Source organism: Streptomyces sp. NPDC055632 (genome assembly GCF_053618675.1).
Genome location: NZ_JBSHHY010000005.1, coordinates 248,191 through 267,129, shown reverse-complemented (window position 1 = coordinate 267,129; position 18,939 = coordinate 248,191). Strand labels below are relative to the sequence as shown.

The following is an 18,939-nucleotide window of genomic DNA, read 5'->3' as shown; positions in this document are numbered from 1 at the left end:
CGGTCGCTGCCCGACGGAGGGACGGCGACACCCTCGTGGAGCTGGAGATTCTGCGTCATGGCCGTCACGTCTCCCGTTCTACACTGCTGACCCAATCCATCCTATTTCGGACACGCCGCCGACCCCTGCCCGTAGGGCCGCCACCCGGGGCCCGATGGCCGTGGGGTATCGCCCTACTTGCCGCGAAACAGACCGGTCCAGCTTACGTTGTACGACGACCGTCGCCATTCCGGGGTGGCGCGCACCAGGAACTTCGTCCGCGCGGGCCGTCAACCCGACGATGGATCAAGGGAGTTCGGAGCGGACGGGAATTCAGGGAGCGCGTGTCCCGGTGACGACCATGGCGAGGGTGGACTCGACGACGGCGTTCCTGCGCTGCGCGGGAAGGCGGCGAAGAGGCCCTTCGAGCAGCAGAAGTGACAGTCCGTGCACGGCCGACCACGCTGCGACACCGGCGGCCGGGCGGACGGTTCGCTGCGGGGCGTTGCTCCGGGCGAGGGCGTCGAGGGCCTCGCCGAGCAGGGTGAACGCCCGGATCTCGGGCTCGTGCGGCTGCCGCTCCGGCACCGGGGCGGCCGTCCCGGCCGGGCGGGGCAGGCAGAACGCGGCCCGGTAGAGCCCCGGCTGCTCCACGGCGAAGCCGACGTACCCCCGGCAGAGGGCGGCGAGCCGGCGCTCGGCCGCGAGGACCGGGTCGTCGGCGCCGGGTTCGCCGGCGGCGGCGCGCTCCATGGAGTCGGCGAGCACCCGCTGCGCGTGGGCCCTGACCGCGCGGAGGAGTTCGCCCCGGCCGTCGAAGTGCCGGTAGGCGGCGGTGGGCGAGACGCCGACCCGGCGGGCCGCCTCGCGCAGCACGACCCGCTCCGGCCCGCCCTCGGTGGCGAGGCCGACGGCCGCGCAGATCAGCGCGTTCCGCAGATCGCCGTGGTGGTAGGTCTTTCCCCCCGAGATCGCTGCCATGGGCTCATCCTGCCCGATGTTGACCGCATGAACATTCCGGGCGGACGCACGGCGCGCGGAAACGGCACCGCCCCCGGCGCAGGAGCTGCGACGGGGGCGGGAACCTCGGGCGGGGGGCACTCAGCGGGCGGTCTCCCGCTCGTACGCCTTGAGGACCTCCTCCGTGGGGCCGTCCATGAGGAGCTGGCCCTTCTCCAGCCAGAGCACCCGGTCGCAGGTGTCCCGGATGGACTTGTTGCTGTGGCTCACCAGGAAGACCGTGCCGGCCTCCTTGCGCAGCTCGCGGATGCGCTCCTCGGAGCGGATCTGGAACTTGCGGTCACCGGTGGCGAGGGCCTCGTCGATGAGGAGGACGTCGTGGTTCTTGGCGGCCGCGATGGCGAAGCGGAGCCGGGCGCCCATGCCGGAGGAGTACGTGCGCATGGGCAGGCTGATGAAGTCGCCCTTCTCGTTGATGCCGGAGAAGTCGACGATGCCCTCGTAGCGGGAGCGGACCTCCTCGCGGCTCATGCCCATGGCGAGGCCGCCGAGGATCACGTTGCGCTCGCCGGTGAGGTCGTTCATCAGGGCCGCGTTGACGCCCAGGAGCGAGGGCTGGCCGTCGGTGTAGACCTTGCCGCTCTCGGTGGGGAGCAGGCCCGCGATGGCGCGCAGCAGCGTGGACTTGCCGGAGCCGTTGGAGCCGATGAGGCCGATGGCCTCGCCCCGGTAGGCGGTGAAGGTGACGCCGCGGACCGCGTGGACCTTGCGGACGCCCCGGGTCACCTCGGCGTTGCCGCGGCCGACGATCCGGCTGAGCGCCGCCGTGGCGCTGCCCTTGCCGCCGCCCCCGGCGTTGACCCGGTAGACGATGTGGACCTCGTCGCAGATGACGGTGGGAACGTTGGACCGGTTCGTGTCAGCCACGGCCGTACCTCTCCTCGGCCTTCCAGAAGTAGACGAAACCACCGATGCCGAAGGCCAGGGCCCAGCCGAGGGCGGTCATCCAGACGTGGGCCGGCAGGTTCTCCGCGCCGTAGCCCTCGATGAGGGAGAAGCGGATCAGGTCCATGTAGACCGCCGCCGGGTTGTACATGAGGATGTCGGCGATCCAGGCGGGCTTGTCGGCGAGCATCGCGGGGATGGAGAACATCACGCCCGAGGCGTACATCCAGGTGCGCATGACGAACGGCATGAGCTGGGCGAGGTCGGGCGTCTTGGCGCCCATCCTGGCCATGATCATCGCCAGGCCGACGTTGAAGACGAACTGCAGGAACAGCGCCGGGACCATCAGCAGCCAGCGGAGCGAGGGGTAGCTGCCGAAGAAGATCGCGATCGCCACGAGCACGATCATCGAGTACAGCAGCTGCTGGAGCTGCTGGAGCGAGAAGGAGACGGGCAGCGAGGCGCGCGGGAAGTGCAGGGCCCGGACGAGGCCGAGGTTGCCCGAGATCGCCCGGACGCCGGCCATCACCGAGCTCTGGGTGAAGGTGAACACGAAGATGCCGGTGACCAGGAAGGGGATGTAGACCTCCTTGCTCATGCCGCGGCCGGCGCCGAGGATGAGGCCGAAGATCAGGTAGTAGACCAGGGCGTTCAGGAGCGGCGTCGCCACCTGCCACACCTGGCCCAGCTTCGCCTGGCTGTACTGGGCGGTCAGCTTGGCGGAGGAGAAGGCCAGGATGAAGTGGCGGCGGCTCCACAGCTCGCGGACGTACTCGAACAGCCCGGGCCGGGCGCCGCTGACCGAGAGGCCGTACTTCGCGGCAAGGTCGGCCGGAGCCAGGCCCTCGTCGACGGACGGGGGCGCGCTCGTCGCGACCGCCCCGCCCTGGTGTGTGTCACTCACAAGTCGAAACTTTCGTGTTCAAGAAACGCGGCACGTCGGGTACCACGATGTCAGACGACCGGGGGGCGACCCAGCCGGGTCAGCCGCCACACCGTACGCCACCTCATGGGTCGGCGCGGTCCGCAGGGGGTGGTCCAGCCCGCCCGGAATCCGCCGCACCACGCCTTCAGGGCGGAGAGCGAGGGCCGCCGGGCCAGAGTGAGCAGCAGCCAGACGCCGAGATAGGCCGGCACCAGGGGCGCGGGCAGATTGCGACGGGCCAGCCACACTCGGTTGCGAGCCACGTTGAAGTGGTAGGAGGCGTGCCGGGAAGGTGCTGTCGTGGGGTGCAGCAGCACCATGTCGGAACGGTAGTCGATCATCCAGTCGGCGTCGAGCGCCCGCCAGGCGAGGTCGGTCTCCTCGTGCGCGTAGAAGAACTCGTCCGGCAGCCCGCCGACTTCGGCGAAGACCTTGGTGCGGACGGCGTTGGCGCCGCCGAGGAAGGTGGTCACCCGCGAGGAGCGCATCGGGTCGGCGGCGCGCAGCCGCGGCACGTGCCGGCGCTGGGTGGCACCGGTCTCCGGATCGGCGATGCGGAAGCTGATGATGCCGAGGCGCGGGTCGGCGGTGAAGGCCTGGCGGACCAGCTCGGCGGTGTCGGCGTGGGCGAGCAGGCCGTCGTCGTCGAGGAAGAGGAGGACGTCGACGTCGGTGCCGCCGGGGCCGAAGGCCTCGATGCCGACGTTCCGGCCGGCGGGGATGCCTACGTTCTCGGGCAGGTCGACGGTGCGGACCCAGCCGGGCACCCCGGTGACCGGGGTGCCCTGGCCGACGACGACGACCTCGACCGGGTCGCCCTCCTGCGCGGCGACCGAGTCGATCAGGGCGCGCAGGTCGTCGGGGCGGTTGCCCATCGTGATGACGACGGCACCCACCCTGAGCGGCGTGTTCACGGCCGACCTCACTTCAGCCTGCTGGAGACCAGGATCGACACCAGGTGCAGCAGGGTCTGGAGCAGGGCGATGCCGGCGAGGACGGCGACGCCGAGCCGGGAGAAGAAGAGGTCGCCCCTGACCTGGTCCGCGATCGCGAGGACCAGGATGAGCAGGGAGGCCTCGATCCCCAGGATCAGCCGGTGGAACTTGAGCGCGGCGGCGGCCCGGCGGGCCAGCGCCATGCCGGAGGAGCGCGGCTCGGACGCGGACTCCTTGACCGGCGGGAGGCCGCCCTGGTGGCGGGCGACGCCGACGAGGTCGGTCTCGGCCTTGATCAGGATGGCGCCGAGGGCGGCGAGGGTGCCCAGGAAGGCCCACAGCCAGTCGATCCGCCCGGTGCCCCACAGGTCGGCGGCGCGCAGGCCGAAGCCGACGAGGACCGCCGCGTCGCACAGGTAGGCGCCGACCCGGTCCAGGTAGACGCCGCCGAGCGAGAACTGCTTCTTCCAGCGGGCCAGCTCGCCGTCGACGCAGTCGAGCAGCAGGTAGAGCTGGACCATGAGCACGCCGAGGACGGCGCCCGGGACGCCCGGCACGAGGAGCGCCGGGGCGGCGAGCACGCCGAAGACGGTCATCAGGTAGGTCAGCTGGTTGGGGGTGACCCGGGTGTTCGCCAGCTGCCGGGTGATCCGCAGGGAGATCTCCCGCATGTACAGGCGGCCGCCCCAGTGCTCGCCGCTCCGCCGGTCCTTCACGCCCGGGGGGTGGACGACCGGTCGGAGCTCAGCTACCGATGGCTTGTGCATAGTCGGCGTACGCGTCCCTGATCTCGTCGTCGGACAGGTCGAGGTGTTCGAGGATGGTGAAGCGGCCCGGTCGGGTCTGCGGGGCGAACGAGACCGCCTGGACGAACTCGTCCACGGTGAAGCCGATCTCCCCGGGCAGTACGGGGAGCCCGTGCCGGCGCAGGGTCTCGACGATCAGCCCGGACTCCTCGCGGGCGCCGCGCAGGTGCATGGCGAAGGCCGCTCCGAGGCCGCACTGCTCGCCGTGGCTGGCCGCGCGGGTCGGGAAGAGCAGGTCGAAGGCGTGGCTGATCTCGTGGCAGGCGCCCGACGAGGGCCGGGTGTCACCGCTGATCGACATGGCGATGCCGGACATCACCAGGCCCTCGGAGAGGGTGACGAGGAAGTCGTCGTCGCCGATGCCGCCGGGGTGCCGGAGCACCGCCTCGCCCGCGCTGCGGGCCATGGCGGCGGCGAGCCCGTCGACCTTCTCGCCGGTCTCGCGGTGCGAGAGCTCCCAGTCCGCGATGGCGGACAGGTTGGAGATCGCGTCGCCGATGCCGGAGCGGACGAAGCGCGCCGGGGCGTCCCGGATCACGTCCAGGTCGATGACGAGGGCGATCGGGGTCGGCACGCCGTAGGAGCCGCGTCCGTTGTCGTTGTCCAGGGTGGAGACCGGCGAGCAGATGCCGTCGTGCGACAGGTTGGTGGCGATGGCCACCAGCGGCAGCCCGACCCGGGCCGCCGCGTACTTGGTCACGTCGATGATCTTGCCGCCGCCGAGGGCCACCACCGCGTCGTACCGCTTGCCGCGCATGGCGTCGGCGAGCTTCACGGCCTCGTCGATGGTGCCGCCGGAGACCGGGTACCAGTCGGCTCCGGGCAGCTCGGCGGCGAAGCGGTCGCGCAGCTTGAGGCCGGAGCCCCCGCTGATGGCGACGGCGATCTTGCCGTTGCTTGAGATCCGCTGGTCCGCGAGGAGCCCGGACAGGTCGTCCAGGGCTCCCCCGCGGATGTCGACGACGACCGGCGACGGGATCAGCCGGGTCAGTACTGGCACGCGATCTCACGGCCCTTCGCGAGGTCGTCGTGGTTGTCGATCTCGACCCACTTGACGTCGCCGATGGGGGCCACGTCGACGGTGAAGCCGCGGTTGACCAGCTCCTGGTAGCCGTCCTCGTAGTAGAGGTCGGGGTCGCGCTCGAAGGTGGCCTTGAGGGCGTCGGCGAGCTCCTCGGCGGCCTCGGGCTCGATCAGGGTGACGCCGATGTACTCGCCGGTGGCGGTGGCGGGGTCCATGAGCTTGGTGATCCGCCGGACGCCCTCGCCCTCGGCGGTGATGACCTTCATCTCCTCGTCGGCGAGGTTCTTCACCGTGTCGAGCGCGAGGATGATCTTCTGCCCGTCGCCGCGGGCGGCGAGCAGGGTCTTCTCGACGGAGACGGGGTGGACGGTGTCGCCGTTGGCGAGGATCACACCGCGCTTGAGGACGTCACGGGCGCACCACAGGGAGTAGGCGTTGTTCCACTCCTCGGCCTTGTCGTTGTCGACGAGGGTGATCTTGAGGCCGTACGCGGCCTCCAGGGCCTCCTTGCGGTCGTAGACGGCCTCCTTGCGGTAGCCGACGACGATCGCGACCTCGGTGAGGCCGATCTCGGCGAAGTTCTTCAGGGTCAGGTCGAGGATCGTGGTGTCCCCGTCGACCGGCACGAGGGCCTTCGGAAGGGTGTCGGTGTAGGGACGCAGACGCCGTCCGGCACCGGCTGCCAGTACGAGACCGATCATGCTGTTTCTCCTTCGTCGTGAACGGCGGGTGCTCCGGCGGAGACCCAGAAGCGGATGGACTCCACGAGCACCACCAGCGCGACGGCGACCGCGAGGGCCGTCAGTGCCAGGGTGAAGTCGTCGCCGCGGCCCGCGAGGAGGGCGGCGAGGACGGTCACCAGGAGCGTGCGCCCCTCGTGTCCGCCGGTGACGCGCACCAGCCAGGCGGGCGGCGCGCCGGTGCCGCCGCGAATGCGGTACACCGTGTCGTAGTGATGGTAGGCGACCGCCGCGACCAGCCCGAACGCCGCCGGAAGGGCCCCCAGGGAGTCGGAGCGGGCGGCCAGGACGAGGACGGTGGTGTACTCGGCGGCGCGGAAGAGCGGCGGTACGAGCCAGTCGAGGGCGCCCTTGAGGGGCTGGGCGACGGCGAGCCCGGCGAAGATCGTGTAGCCGACGGCGGCGATCACGGTCTGCCGGTCGCCGAACGGCCACGTGAGGACGGCGAACAGCAGGCCGGCCGTCGCGATCGCGGCGAAGACGACCCCGAGGCTCCGGTCGCCGGAGCGGTGGAAGAGCCGGGCGGCGACCCGGGCGAGCGGGCCGGAGTCCGTGAGGTCGGCGAGCGCCCGGGCGGCCCGGTCGCTCCTCCTCCCCTTGCGGGTCAGGGAGCGCAGGACGCGGCCGGCGGTGGTGTAGCAGGCGGCGAAGGCGCAGCCGGCGATCAGGGCCCAGAAGACGATCCGGGGGGTGGTGACGGCGGTGAGGACCGCGATCATCGCCCAGCGCTCGCCGATCGGCAGGATGATCATGCGGCGGGCCCAGACGGTCCACCCGACGCCGTCCAGCCTGTTGGAGAGGGCCAGGCTGGTCTTGGCCGCGGCGCCCGTGCTCTCGGCGTTCGCCTCGTTGAAGGAGAAGTCCACGACGTGCCGGCAGGTCATCAGGACCATGGCGCCGAGCGCGAGGGCCCAGACGTCGTCGCCGTTCCGGGCGGCGCCGAGGGCGAGGCCCGCGTAGAAGGCGTACTCCTTGGCCCGGTCGAAGGTGGCGTCGAGCCAGGCGCCCATCGTCGAGTACTTCAGCGCGTAGCGGGCGAGCTGCCCGTCGGTGCAGTCCAGGACGAAGGAGACGAGGAGGAGGACGCCGGCGGCGACGTAGCCGCCGCGCTCGCCGGTCGCCGCGCAGCCGGCCGCGATCAGGGCGGTGAGCAGCGAGGCGGTGGTGACCTGGTTGGGGGTCAGTCCGCGGCGCGCGCACCAGCGGGCGATGTAGCGCGAGTACGGGCTGATGAAGAAGGTGGTGAAGAAGCCGTCGTGGGCCTTCACGGCCGAGCGCAGGCGCACCGCCTCGTCGTCGACGGCCTCGACGGCGGCGCGCGCCGCGTGGCGGGCCTCGGCGTCGGTGGGCACGGCGGCGACGAGGGTGCCGAGCTGGGGCCGGTGCACGGCGACGCCGTCGGCGTCGAGGGCGTCGGCGAGGGTGCCGGGAAGGTCGGCGACGGGGGTTCCGGGCGGCCCGGGGACCGTGGGGGCACCGTTCAGGGCGCGGGCCAGGGCGGGGCGGGCCTCGTGCTGCGCGGTGAGCGCGCCGGGCGCCGCGGCGGCCGGGAACCGGGGGTCGGTGAGGGTGAGGCGCAGCGCGTGCAGATGGCCGACGAACCGGGGGTCGACGAGCGCGACGCGCTCGTCCGCCGGGACGTCGGCCAGCAGGGCGCCGGCCTCCTCGGCGCCGGAGGCGATCCGGACGTCGAAGCCGAGCGACCGCAGATCACCGTCGAGCGAGGATCCGGGTGCCGGTGGGCCGGTGAGGATGGCGGTCGACAGACGAACTCACTCCTTGGAGCTGACGGAGGGCCGGCGGGGCCCATGGCGGCCCCGGGCACGGCGGTGCGGCCCGGCACCGGGCGGCGACACGTCGGCTGAGGCTATCCGATGAACAGAAGGACGAGTTCACCGAGGCTTCGCGGGCAGGACTCCCCCGGGTCCACCGGTGTCCGCCCCGGTGCGCCCCGTCCGCCGGGGATCATGATGGGTGATCGTCCGCCCGTCCCGCGAATCCCGGCCCGGCGGCCTCTCCGGAGCCGCCTCCGAGTACTTCTCGCCACGCCCCGTCCAGAATGCATCACCGCAGGTCAGAGCATATGACAACGGTGTTCAGTACCGTGTTGCGCATACCCCCCACCCGTAGTTGACTTGCGCACCGGGGCATACGGACGACACCGACCGGGAGGCCATGTCATGGGGGCTGGACACGATCACGGGCACAGCCACGGGGGCCCGCCGCCGACGGGCACCGCGGGGGCCGCGTACCGGAACCGGCTGCGGATCGCGCTCGGCATCACGCTCTCCGTGATGGTGGTCGAGATCGTCGGCGGCGTGGTCGCGGACTCGCTCGCGCTGATCGCGGACGCGGCCCACATGGCGACCGACGCGGTCGGCCTCGCGATGGCGCTCCTGGCGATCCACTTCGCCAACCGGCCGCCCTCGGGCAACCGCACCTTCGGCTACGCCCGGGCCGAGATCCTGGCGGCGCTCGCGAACTGCCTGCTGCTGCTCGGCGTGGGCGGCTACGTGCTCTTCGAGGCGATCCAGCGGTTCCTGGAGCCGGCCGAGACCAAGGGCGGCCTCGCCATCGCGTTCGCGGCGGTCGGCCTGGTGGCGAACGTGATCTCGCTGACGCTGCTGATGCGGGGCCAGAAGGAGAGCCTCAACGTGCGCGGGGCGTATCTGGAGGTGCTCGCGGACGCCCTGGGCTCGGTCACCGTGATCGTCGCGGCCGGGATCATCCTGGTCACGGGCTGGCAGTACGCGGACCCGATCGCCTCGCTGGTGATCGGCCTGATGATCGTCCCCCGCACGGTCAAGCTGCTGCGCGAGACCCTGGACGTGCTCCTGGAGGCGGCCCCCAAGGGCGTCGACATGGCGGAGGTGCGGGCGCACATACTGGCCCTGCCGGGGGTCGAGGACGTGCACGACCTGCACGCCTGGACGATCACCTCGGGGATGCCGGTCCTCTCGGCGCACGTGGTCGTCGACCAGGGAGCCCTTGACTCGGTGGGACACGAGAAGATGCTGCACGCGCTCCAGGGGTGCCTGGGATCGCACTTCGACGTGGAGCACTGCACCTTTCAGCTGGAGCCGGTCGGCCACGCGGAGCACGAGGCGAAGCTCTGCCTGTAGGGCACGGATCTCTGCCTGTGGGCCCCGGGCCCCTGTCTGAGGGGCACGGGCCCCTGCCTCCGGGGCCGCGGGGCCCGGACACCCGGGGGCTCCGGACTTCCGGCCTCCTGTTAGTCTTTTCATACGAACACGTGGTGAGAGGAGCTGAGGTTGATGACCGTCGCGATGGAGGCTGCCCCGCGCGGCAGCACCCGGTCGTCCCTCAGCCTCCGGGTCTCCGGCTGACCTGATCCCGGTCCTCGCACCGGTACGTCACGTCGTCGGCCGGGGCCCTCTCACCCAAGGGTTTCCCACGTTGTCCGACAACGCTCTGCACGACTCCTTCTTCGCCCTGCACCACGGCCTGCCGCGCCAGGGTCCGGGCTCCGACACCACCACCCGCCGGCTCCTCGCGCTCGCGGGGCCGCTCCCCGAGCGCCCGCGCGTGCTCGACCTGGGCTGCGGTCCGGGCCGCTCCGCGCTGCTCCTGGCCGCCGAGGCGGGCGCCGAGGTGACCGCCGTCGACACCCACGAACCGTTCCTCGCCGAGCTGCGGGAGTCCGCCGCCGCGCGCGGGCTCGACGGCTCGACCCCCGGGAGCGGTTCCGTCCGCGCCCTCCGCGCCGACATGCGCGCCCTGCCGTTCCCCGACGGCTCCTTCGACCTGGTCTGGGCCGAGAGCTCGGTCTTCGTGCTCGGCTTCGACCGGGCCCTCGCCGAGTGGCGCCGCCTCCTCGCGCCCGGCGGCACGCTCGTGCTCACCGAGTGCGTGTGGACCACCGGGGAGCCGGGCCCGGCGGCCCGCGCCTTCTGGGAGGAGCACTACCCGCTCCGCACCGTCACCGGGAACGCGGCGGCCGCCGTCGCGGCCGGCTACCACGTCCTGGCGACCCTCACCCAGCCGGAGGGCGACTGGGACGAGTACTACGGTCCGCTGGCCGCGCGCGCCGGGGCGGCCGACACCTCCGTGCCCGGCATGGCCGAGGCGGTCGCCGGGGCCCGCGCCGAAATCGCGCTGCGGCGCGAGCACGGCTCCGACTACGGCTACGCCGGTTTCGTCCTCCGGCCCGCCGATCCGCGCTGGCGCACCCGGCCGGAGGCCGCCGGCGAGGAGCCGGAGGTCCGGCGGGTCGAGGAGGCGGCCTTCGGCTCGGCGGCGGAGGCCGATCTGGTCGACGCGCTCCGGGCGGACGCCGAGGCCTGGCTGCCGGGCCTGTCGTACGTGGCCGAGGCCCCGGACGGCACGGTCGCGGCGCACGCCCTGATCACCCGCTGCCGGGTGGGCGGCGCCCCGGCGGCGGCGCTCGCCCCGGTCGCGGTGGCGCCCGGGCACCAGCGGACGGGGGCCGGGCAGGCCGTCGTCCGGGCGGTCCTCGACGCGGCCCGGCTGCGCGGCGAGACGCTGGTGCTCGTCCTGGGGCATCCGGAGTACTACCCCCGGTTCGGGTTCGAACGGGCGTCCGCGCACGGAATCAGGCCAGGTTTCGAGGTCCCCGACGAGGCGATGATGGCGCTCGTCCTGGACGACTCCGCGCCCGTTCCCTCCGGTCCGCTGCGCTATCCCGCGCCTTTCGGGGTGTAGTGCCCCCTCGGACCCCTCCCGCTCCCGCCGCCCCGGTTGTACTCCGGTGCGGTGGGAGCGGCCGCGTCCGGCCGTCGAAGTACGGACAAGCCGCTTTTGTACGGCAGACTGAGGGGGCCCCACCGGGCCGAGGACCGAAGCGAAGGATGGGTATGCCGACCACACCAGTCACCGCGGCTCAGATCTCCCCGGAGATCGCGTCGAACGGTGTCCAGCCGTCCGGAGACCCGGCCCCGATCATGCTCGAACTGGTCGACGAGGACGGCAGGACCATCGGCACGGCGGAGAAGCTCGCCGCCCACCAGGCGCCGGGGCAGCTGCACCGCGCCTTCTCCGTCTTCCTCTTCGACGAGTCGGGCCGGCTGCTCCTCCAGCGGCGGGCGCTCGGCAAGTACCACTCGCCCGGCGTCTGGTCGAACACCTGCTGCGGCCACCCCTACCCGGGCGAGGCCCCGTTCGCGGCGGCGGCCCGGCGCACCTTCGAGGAGCTGGGCGTCTCGCCCTCGCTGCTCGCGGAGGCCGGCACGGTCCGCTACAACCACCCGGACCCGGCCTCGGGCCTGGTGGAGCAGGAGTTCAACCACCTCTTCGTCGGCCTGGTGCAGGCCGAGCCGCGCCCGGACCCGGAGGAGATCGACGACACCGTCTTCGTGACCCCCGCCGAGCTGTCCGAGCGGCACGCCGCCGCGCCGTTCTCCGCCTGGTTCATGACGGTGCTCGACGCGGCGCGGCCGGCCGTCAGGGAGCTGACGGGTCCGTCCGGGGGCTGGTGACCACCGGTTCCTGCGGTGCCGCTCCCGGCCCCGGTGCCTTCGGGGCCAGGGGCAGCGCCGCCCAGATGATCTTTCCGCCGCTCGCGGTGTGCTCGACGTCGCAGGCGCCGCCGGCCTCCTGGGCGATCTCGCGGACCAGGAGCAGGCCCCGGCCGCCGGTCTGACCCCAGTCGGCCTCCAGGGCCTTGGGCCGGTAGGGGTGGTTGTCCTCGACGGACACCCGGATCCACTCGGGGCCGATCGCCACCTCGACCGCTATCTCCGGGGACAGCAGCGCCGCGTGCCGCACGGCGTTGGTCACCAGCTCGGAGACGATCAGCAGCAGGCCGTCCATGATCTCGTCGTGGAGGGGGACGCCCTGGCGGACCAGCAGGTCGCGCACGGCGTGCCGGGCCTGCGGGACGGAGACGTCGACCGCGGCAGCGGTGAAGCGCCAGACTCCTTCGTAGGACGGGTGCCGGGTGGGGCCGCCTTCGCGGGGCTCCACCGTCCGGTTCCCACCCTCGTGCTCGATTCTCGCCACGGATCGAGTCTTGGCAATGCGCGGGGGCGGACCGGCCTACTGACCAGAAGTCGACACTTATCGGCCGCCTTCTGATCGGGTGAGTATGCCGATGTCAGTTGTTCGACTGATCGCGCGCGCTTTCTGAGGACTCCGGAAAGGGCTCCGCGGAGGACTCCCGAAGCGGCTCCGGGGCGGGGCCGGAAACCGGCTCCGATGGGGTCACCCTACTGACGATCCGTCGGCCCCCACCCCGATCGCGATCAGGCCGGGTCAGCCGAAGAGCGGCATCGAGGTCAGGGGGGTGGCGCCCGTGCGGACCGGGCCGACGATCCCGCCGAGCACGAGCAGGACGCCGAGCACGGCGAGCCCGCCGAAGCCGCGGTTGAGCTTCTTCCCCCGACGCCGCATGTCCCCGACCGGGTCGGGGACGCCCTTCGTCGCGCGGTGATCCTCGGCCATCCGGGGTCTCCTCGGCGGGGCTGCCTCTTCCTGGTCGTACGTTCGGGTGCGCCGGATAGCATCCGGCGCATGGAGCCGCAGCTGAAGGACAGCGTCACGGACGGGGTCGCCACCGTCGTCATAGCCAACCCCGCCAAGCGCAACGCGATGAGTGCCGGCATGTGGCGCTCCCTGCCGGGCGTCCTGGAGCGGCTCGCCGCCGACCCGGCGGTCCGGGCCCTGGTGCTGACCGGCGAGGGCGACACCTTCTGCGCCGGGGCCGACATCTCGGCGCTGCGGGAGCCCGGGGACGAGCAGCAGAACCTGGCGGTACGCGCGGAGGAGGCCCTCGCGGCCTTCCCCAAGCCGACCCTGGCGGCCGTCCGGGGCTTCTGCGTCGGGGGCGGCAGCCAGCTCGCCGCCGCCTGCGACCTGCGGTTCGCCGAGGAGGGCGCCCGCTTCGGGGTCACCCCGGCGAAGCTCGGCATCGTCTACCCGTCCTCGTCGACCCGCCGCCTCACCGCCCTCGTGGGCCCCTCGGCCGCCAAGTACCTGCTGTTCTCCGGTGAACTGATCGACGCGGAACGGGCGCTGCGGACCGGGCTCGTGGACGAGCTCCACCCGGTGGGCGAACTGGACAAGCGGGTGGAGGAGTTCTGCCGGGTGCTCGTCTCCCGCTCGCTGCTCACCCAGGCGGCGGCCAAGGAGTTCGCCGACGGGCGCACGGACCGGGACGCCCACTGGGCGGAGCAGGCGCGCGGCAGCGGCGACACCGCGGAGGGTGTCGCCGCCTTCCTGGAGCGCCGTCCGCCCCGCTTCACGTACGGGATCTGAGGCCACGGGCTCCGGGTCCGGTACGGGCCCCGCTCCGCGTACGGGCTACTCGGCCCCCGCCAGGCCCGCCTCCGCGCGCCACTTCGCGACGAGTTCGGCCGGGGCCTTCTCCGGCGAGCCCGCGTCGTAGGGCGGCTGGGGGTCGTACTCGGTGAGGAGCTGGACCGTCTGGGCGGTCTCGTCGCCGGCGATCCGGCCGAGCAGGTGGAGCGCCATGTCGATGCCGGAGGAGACCCCGGCGGAGGTGACGTACTTGCCGTCGAAGACGACCCGCTCGCCGGTGGGCTCGACGCCGAGGGCCCGCAGTTCGTCGAAGGCGAGCCAGTGGGTGGTCGCCCGGCGCCCGTCGAGCAGGCCCGCGGCGGCGAGGACCAGCGAGCCGGTGCAGACGGAGGTGGTCCAGGTGCTGGTGGCGTCGGCGGCGCGGAGCCAGTCGAGGATCTCCGGGTCGTCCATGGCCACCCGGGCGTCGGGGCCGCCGGGCACGAGGACGATGTCCGGGGCCGGCACCTCGGCGAGGGCCCGGTCCGCGACGAGGGCGAGGCTGTCCTGGTCGTTGCGGACCGGGCCCCTCTCCTTGGCCACGAAGACGGTCTCGGCGCCGGGGAGGCGGGCGAGCAGCTCGTACGGTCCGACGGCGTCGAGGGCGGTGAAGCGGTCGTAGAGCAGGACGGCGATCTGCACGGTGGTTCCTCTCGGTGGGTGGTGGACGTGCGGGTTCAGCGGGCGGGTGAGTGGAAGCGGCGGCGGTACTCCGCCGGGGCGGTGGCCAGGGCCTTGAGGAAGGCGCGGCGCATCGCCTCCGGCGTCCCGTAGCCCGAGGCGCGGGCGACCTCCCCGACGCCGCGCGAGGTGTCCTCCAGGAGCCGGCGGGCGTGTTCGAGCCGGACCCGGTCGACGTAGCGGCCGGGGGGCGTGCCGGTCTCCGCGTGGAAGGCGCGGGCGAAGTGGCGGGGCGAGAGCCGGACGCGGGCGGCGAGCGCCTGCACGGAGAGGTCCGCGTCCGGGTGCTCGGTGATCCAGTGCTGGAGGTCGCGCAGCGGCTCCCGGCGGGCGGTCTGGGCGGAGAGCTGGACGCTGAACTGGGCCTGGTTGCCGGGGCGGCGCAGGAAGACGACCAGGTGCCGGGCGACGGTGAGGGCCGCGTCCCGGCCGAGGTCCTCCTCGACCAGGGCGAGCGCCAGGTCGATCCCGGCGGTGACCCCGGCCGAGGTGGCGACGTGTCCGTCCCGTACGAAGATCGGGTCGGGGTCCACCTCGACCCCGGGGTAGCACCGGGCGAGGTGGTCGCAGGCGTTCCAGTGGGTGGTCGCCCGGCGTCCGTCGAGGAGCCCGGCCTCGGCCAGGAGCAGCGCCCCGGTGCAGACGGAGACCAGGCGCCGGGCGCGCGGGCCGTGCGTCCGCAGCCAGTCGATCAGCGCCGGGGCGGGCATCCGGGTGCCCTCGCCGCCGGGGACGACCAGGGTGTGCGGGGGGCCGTCGGCGACGGCGTCCGCGAGCGTGGTGTCGGGCAGCAGGCGCAGTCCGCTCTGGGTGCGGACCGGGCCGCCGTCCGGGGAGGCGGTGCGGATCGGGTAGGCGGACGGGTCCCCGGTGGCCCGGCCGGCACCGGCGAACACCTCGACGGGTCCGGAGACGTCGAGGCTCAGGACGCCGTCGAAGAGGACGACGAGGACGGGGCGCTGCGGCATGTCCTCATCCTCGGCCGGGGCGGGCCGCGTCCACAACGACGAGAAACCCACCTTTCCTGCCGTCGCCCGCCCGTGGAGGTCCGGGCCCGCCGTCGCCCGTCCGCGCGGGGCCGAGTCCGCCGTCGCCCGTCCGTGCGGGGAGGAGAGGGTGCGGCTCACGTCCATGGGGGATTCCCGTGGAAGGCCGGCCCGGTTTCCACGGGGTGCGCCTGTTTCCGTCGTACCGACCAGTCGGTAACGTTCGGGGCATGACGAATGCCCTGCCGCCGCGCGCCGGACGCCGCTGCCACAACGCCCTGAACCCGCTGCACTCCTCGCTGTACTTCTCGCCGGACCTGGACCGCGAGCTCTCCGCCCTCGGCTTCGCCGACCAGAGCGCGATGCGGCTCGCCGCCCGCAGCGCCCCGCTCGGCGCGGTGGGCGCGGGCACGGTCGCCGCGACCTTCTACAACTACAACCACGAGCTGCTCGCCCGGCACCTGCCCGCCGTGTGGGAGACCGCCTCCCCCGCCGAGGTCCTGGCCGCCCGGCTGCGCGCCGCGGACACGACCCTGCGCCGGCTGCTCGGCGAGGACGTCGCCGCCTCCCCGGAGATGGCCGAGGCGGCGGAGCTCGCGCTGCGCGCCTCCGAGGCCTGCACCCGGCACGCCCGGCCCCTGTACTCGGCCAACGCCGACCTGCCGGTCCCCGAGGAGCCGCACCTCGCCTACTGGCACGCCGCCACCCTGCTGCGCGAGCACCGGGGCGACGGGCACCTCGCGGCCCTGCTCTTTGCCGGGCTCGACCCGGTCGAGGCCCTCGCCTCGCACACCGCCACCGGCAAGGGCATGGCCCCGCGCTGGGCCGTCAGCTCCCGGGGCTGGCGGCGCACCGACTGGGAGGGGGCGGTGGCGCGGCTGCGCGACCGGGGCCTGATCGACGCCGAGGGCGAGCTGACCGAGGCCGGGACGGCCCTGCGCGCCGAGATCGAGGAGCACACCGACCGGCTGGACTCCGCCCCGTACGAGCACCTCGGCGCGGCCGGCGTCGAGCGCCTCACCGAGCTGGGGCGCGGCTTCCTCTTCACGGCCGCCGCCGCGGGCGCCTTCCCCGCGGACCTCGTCGGCAAGGCCTGAGGGCCGCTCCCGGCTCGGCGCGGGACGCGCGGGACGGGTCGGTTGCCGCGTCCGGGTGACCGACCCGGCACAATGCAGTCGCAAGCTTGAGGCACGAGAAGGCGAGTCGGGACACCGTGACGACGTCCATCGAAGCAAGGATCGCCGAGGAGCTCGGCGTACGCGAGCGACAGGTGAGGGCAGCCGTCGAGCTCCTCGACGGCGGTTCGACCGTGCCGTTCATCGCGCGCTACCGCAAGGAAGCGACCGAGATGCTCGACGACGCGCAGCTGCGCACCCTGGAGGAGCGGCTGCGCTACCTGCGCGAACTGGAGGACCGCCGGTCGGCGGTCCTCGACTCGGTCCGCGAGCAGGGCAAGCTGACGGAGGAGCTCGAGGCCCGGATCCTGGCCGCCGACACCAAGGCGCGCCTGGAGGACATCTACCTGCCCTTCAAGCCGAAGCGCCGGACCAAGGCGCAGATCGCCCGCGAGGCCGGTCTGGAGCCGCTGGCGGAGGGGCTGCTGTCCGACCCGTCCGTGGAGCCGTCGGCCGCCGCCGCGGCCTTCGTGGACGCGGAGAGGGGCGTCGCGGACGCGGCGGCGGCCCTGGAGGGCGCGCGGGCGATCCTCGCGGAGAAGTTCTCCGAGGACGCCGACCTCATCGGCGAGCTGCGCGAGCGCATGTGGGGCCGGGGCCGGCTCGTGGCGAGGGTCCGCGAGGGCAAGGAGGAGGCGGGGGCGAAGTTCGCCGACTACTTCGACTTCGCCGAGCCGTTCACGGCGCTGCCCTCGCACCGGGTGCTCGCCATGCTGCGCGGCGAGAAGGAGGACGTGCTCGCCCTGGACCTGGAGCCGGAGGAGCCCGTCGAGGGCCCCTCCTCGTACGAGGGGATCGTCGCGCACCGCTTCGGCGTCGCCGACCGGGGGCGCCCCGGGGACAAGTGGCTCCGGGACACGGTCCGCTGGGCCTGGCGGACCCGGATCCTGGTCCACCTCGGGATCGACCTGCGGCTGCGGCTGCGGACGGCGGCCGAGGACGAGGCCGTACGGGTCTTCGCGGCGAACCTGCGCGACCTGCTGCTCGCCGCTCCGGCCGGCACCCGGGCGACCCTGGGCCTCGACCCCGGTTTCCGTACCGGCGTGAAGGTCGCCGTCGTCGACGCGACCGGCAAGGTCGTCGCCACCGACACGATCCACCCCCACGTCCCCGCCAACAAGTGGGACCAGTCCCTGGCGACCCTGGCACGGCTCGCGAAGGAGCACGCGGTCGAGCTGGTCGCGATCGGCAACGGCACGGCCTCCCGCGAGACCGACCGGCTGGCCACCGAACTCATCGCCGAGCACCCCGAGCTGAACCTGACCAAGGTGATGGTCTCGGAGGCCGGCGCCTCGGTCTACTCGGCCTCCGCGTTCGCCTCGCAGGAACTCCCGGGCCTGGACGTGTCGTTGCGCGGCGCCGTCTCCATCGCGCGGCGGCTCCAGGACCCGCTGGCGGAGCTGGTGAAGATCGACCCGAAGTCGATCGGCGTCGGCCAGTACCAGCACGACCTGGCCGAGGTGAAGCTCTCCCGCTCGCTCGACGCGGTGGTCGAGGACTGTGTGAACGGTGTCGGCGTGGACGTCAACACCGCCTCCGCGCCGCTGCTCTCGCGCGTCTCGGGCATCAGCTCCGGCCTCGCAGAGAACATCGTCGCGCACCGGGACGCCAACGGCCCCTTCCGCTCCCGCCGGGCGCTCAAGGACGTGGCGCGGCTCGGCCCGAAGGCGTACGAGCAGTGCGCGGGCTTCCTGCGCATCCGGGGCGGCGACGACCCGCTCGACGCCTCCTCCGTGCACCCGGAGGCGTACCCGGTGGTGCGCCGGATGGCGAAGACGACGGGCGGCGAGGTCGCGGCGCTGATCGGCGACACGGGCACGCTGCGCTCGCTGCGGGCGGACGACTTCGTGGACGAGACCTTCGGTCTGCCGACGGTGACGGACATCCTGCGCGAGCTGGAGAAGCCGGGCCGCGACCCGCGTCCGGCGTTCCGGACGGCCACCTTCAAGGAGGGCGTCGAGAAGATCGGCGACCTGGCGTCCGGGATGGTCCTGGAGGGCGTCGTGACCAACGTGGCGGCGTTCGGGGCGTTCGTGGACATCGGCGTGCACCAGGACGGTCTGGTGCACGTGTCCGCGATGTCGAAGACCTTCGTGAAGGACCCGCGCGACGTGGTGAAGCCCGGCGACGTGGTCAAGGTGAAGGTCCTGGACGTGGACGTCCCGCGCAAGCGGATCTCGCTGACGCTGCGGCTCGACGACGAGCCGGGCGCGGACGCGGCGGGCGGCGCGGGCGGACGCGGACGGGGCGAGCGCGGCGACCGGGGCGAGCGCTCCGGCCGGCCGCCGCAGCAGCGGCAGGGCGGTGGCGGCGGTGGCGGCGGTGGCCGCCGGGCCGAGCGCGGCGACCAGGGCGGCCGGGGCGGTGGCGGCCGGGACCGCGGCGCGGCATCCGCTCCCGCTCCCGCCAACAGCGCGATGGCCGACGCCCTCCGCAAGGCGGGCCTGCTGGGCGAGGGCGGCGGCAAGCGGCGGTAGTGCCGCCGTACGGGAGGGGGCCGTGGTCCCC

At 73.2% G+C, this 18,939-nt stretch carries 18 protein-coding genes; 6 read left to right on the top strand and 12 right to left on the bottom strand.

All coding sequences use genetic code 11. The features are described 5' to 3' along the window. Positions 1–312: 312 nt before the first annotated feature. The 8 genes from ACWGSR_RS10370 to ACWGSR_RS10335 all read right to left on the bottom strand — a co-directional run bounded on the left by ACWGSR_RS10370 (position 313) and on the right by ACWGSR_RS10335 (position 8,080). On the bottom strand, positions 313–960 hold the full coding sequence (locus ACWGSR_RS10370) for a TetR/AcrR family transcriptional regulator (RefSeq protein WP_376230789.1): 648 nt from the start codon (positions 958–960) through the stop codon (positions 313–315). Between the two features lie 120 nt (positions 961–1,080). Next, a complete protein-coding gene (locus ACWGSR_RS10365; RefSeq protein ID WP_376230788.1) occupies positions 1,081–1,866 on the bottom strand; it encodes an ABC transporter ATP-binding protein in 786 nt (261 codons plus the stop codon). Beyond that, complete coding sequence (locus ACWGSR_RS10360; protein WP_376230787.1) at positions 1,859–2,788, bottom strand: ABC transporter permease; 930 nt, start codon at positions 2,786–2,788, stop codon at positions 1,859–1,861. Before ACWGSR_RS10360 ends, ACWGSR_RS10365 begins: the two co-directional genes overlap by 8 nt. Before the next feature lie 50 nt (positions 2,789–2,838). Further along, positions 2,839–3,684 (bottom strand): glycosyltransferase family 2 protein, encoded by an 846-nt coding sequence (locus tag ACWGSR_RS10355; protein WP_376230917.1) that lies wholly within the window; start codon positions 3,682–3,684, stop codon positions 2,839–2,841. A gap of 47 nt (positions 3,685–3,731) precedes the next feature. Next, on the bottom strand, positions 3,732–4,511 hold the full coding sequence (locus tag ACWGSR_RS10350; RefSeq protein ID WP_376230786.1) for a CDP-alcohol phosphatidyltransferase family protein: 780 nt from the start codon (positions 4,509–4,511) through the stop codon (positions 3,732–3,734). After that, entirely contained in the window at positions 4,489–5,550 is a 1,062-nt protein-coding gene (locus ACWGSR_RS10345; protein ID WP_376230785.1) for an iron-containing alcohol dehydrogenase family protein, read from the bottom strand. Before ACWGSR_RS10345 ends, ACWGSR_RS10350 begins: the two co-directional genes overlap by 23 nt. Beyond that, positions 5,538–6,275: a phosphocholine cytidylyltransferase family protein gene (locus ACWGSR_RS10340; RefSeq protein WP_376230784.1), complete on the bottom strand. Its 738-nt coding sequence runs from the start codon at positions 6,273–6,275 to the stop codon at positions 5,538–5,540. The genes ACWGSR_RS10345 and ACWGSR_RS10340 overlap by 13 nt, the downstream gene beginning before the upstream one ends. Then, positions 6,272–8,080 (bottom strand): DUF5941 domain-containing protein, encoded by a 1,809-nt coding sequence (locus ACWGSR_RS10335; protein WP_453565412.1) that lies wholly within the window; start codon positions 8,078–8,080, stop codon positions 6,272–6,274. Before ACWGSR_RS10335 ends, ACWGSR_RS10340 begins: the two co-directional genes overlap by 4 nt. Positions 8,081–8,494: 414 nt before the next feature. Here ACWGSR_RS10335 and ACWGSR_RS10330 point away from each other — a divergent pair, with 414 nt between their 5' ends. From ACWGSR_RS10330 to idi, 3 genes are all read left to right on the top strand, one after another. Then, positions 8,495–9,436 (top strand): cation diffusion facilitator family transporter, encoded by a 942-nt coding sequence (locus tag ACWGSR_RS10330; protein WP_376230783.1) that lies wholly within the window; start codon positions 8,495–8,497, stop codon positions 9,434–9,436. Between the two features lie 295 nt (positions 9,437–9,731). Next, the gene (locus ACWGSR_RS10325) at positions 9,732–10,997 is read left to right on the top strand and encodes a GNAT family N-acetyltransferase (RefSeq protein WP_453565276.1); all 1,266 of its coding nucleotides are present in this window, start codon (positions 9,732–9,734) and stop codon (positions 10,995–10,997) included. Between the two features lie 152 nt (positions 10,998–11,149). After that, positions 11,150–11,770, top strand: a complete 621-nt coding sequence (gene idi, locus ACWGSR_RS10320; RefSeq protein ID WP_376230781.1) for an isopentenyl-diphosphate Delta-isomerase — start codon at positions 11,150–11,152, stop codon at positions 11,768–11,770. Here idi and ACWGSR_RS10315 read toward each other — a convergent pair. Next, positions 11,736–12,293 (bottom strand): ATP-binding protein, encoded by a 558-nt coding sequence (locus ACWGSR_RS10315; protein ID WP_376230780.1) that lies wholly within the window; start codon positions 12,291–12,293, stop codon positions 11,736–11,738. The two genes, idi and ACWGSR_RS10315, sit on opposite strands and share 35 nt — an antisense overlap. A 252-nt stretch (positions 12,294–12,545) precedes the next feature. Further along, positions 12,546–12,734, bottom strand: a complete 189-nt coding sequence (locus tag ACWGSR_RS10310) for a hypothetical protein (RefSeq protein WP_453565274.1) — start codon at positions 12,732–12,734, stop codon at positions 12,546–12,548. Positions 12,735–12,803: 69 nt separating this feature from the next. Here ACWGSR_RS10310 and ACWGSR_RS10305 point away from each other — a divergent pair, with 69 nt between their 5' ends. Next, entirely contained in the window at positions 12,804–13,547 is a 744-nt protein-coding gene (locus ACWGSR_RS10305) for an enoyl-CoA hydratase/isomerase family protein (protein WP_453565271.1), read from the top strand. A gap of 45 nt (positions 13,548–13,592) precedes the next feature. Here the strand turns inward: ACWGSR_RS10305 and ACWGSR_RS10300 are convergent, their stop codons facing one another. Together ACWGSR_RS10300 and ACWGSR_RS10295 are read right to left on the bottom strand one after the other, a co-directional pair. Continuing rightward, the gene (locus ACWGSR_RS10300) at positions 13,593–14,231 is read right to left on the bottom strand and encodes a DJ-1/PfpI family protein (protein ID WP_376230777.1); all 639 of its coding nucleotides are present in this window, start codon (positions 14,229–14,231) and stop codon (positions 13,593–13,595) included. A 35-nt stretch (positions 14,232–14,266) separates the two neighbouring features. Continuing rightward, entirely contained in the window at positions 14,267–15,238 is a 972-nt protein-coding gene (locus tag ACWGSR_RS10295; RefSeq protein WP_453565268.1) for a GlxA family transcriptional regulator, read from the bottom strand. 248 nt (positions 15,239–15,486) lie between these two features. Between ACWGSR_RS10295 and ACWGSR_RS10290 the strand changes: the two genes are divergently transcribed. Together ACWGSR_RS10290 and ACWGSR_RS10285 are read left to right on the top strand one after the other, a co-directional pair. Beyond that, positions 15,487–16,353 carry an SCO6745 family protein gene (locus tag ACWGSR_RS10290; protein WP_453565265.1) on the top strand — a complete coding sequence of 289 codons (867 nt, stop codon included), beginning with the start codon at positions 15,487–15,489 and terminating at the stop codon, positions 16,351–16,353. 116 nt (positions 16,354–16,469) lie between these two features. Next, positions 16,470–18,908 carry a Tex family protein gene (locus ACWGSR_RS10285; RefSeq protein WP_453565263.1) on the top strand — a complete coding sequence of 813 codons (2,439 nt, stop codon included), beginning with the start codon at positions 16,470–16,472 and terminating at the stop codon, positions 18,906–18,908. Positions 18,909–18,939 lie beyond the last annotated feature (31 nt).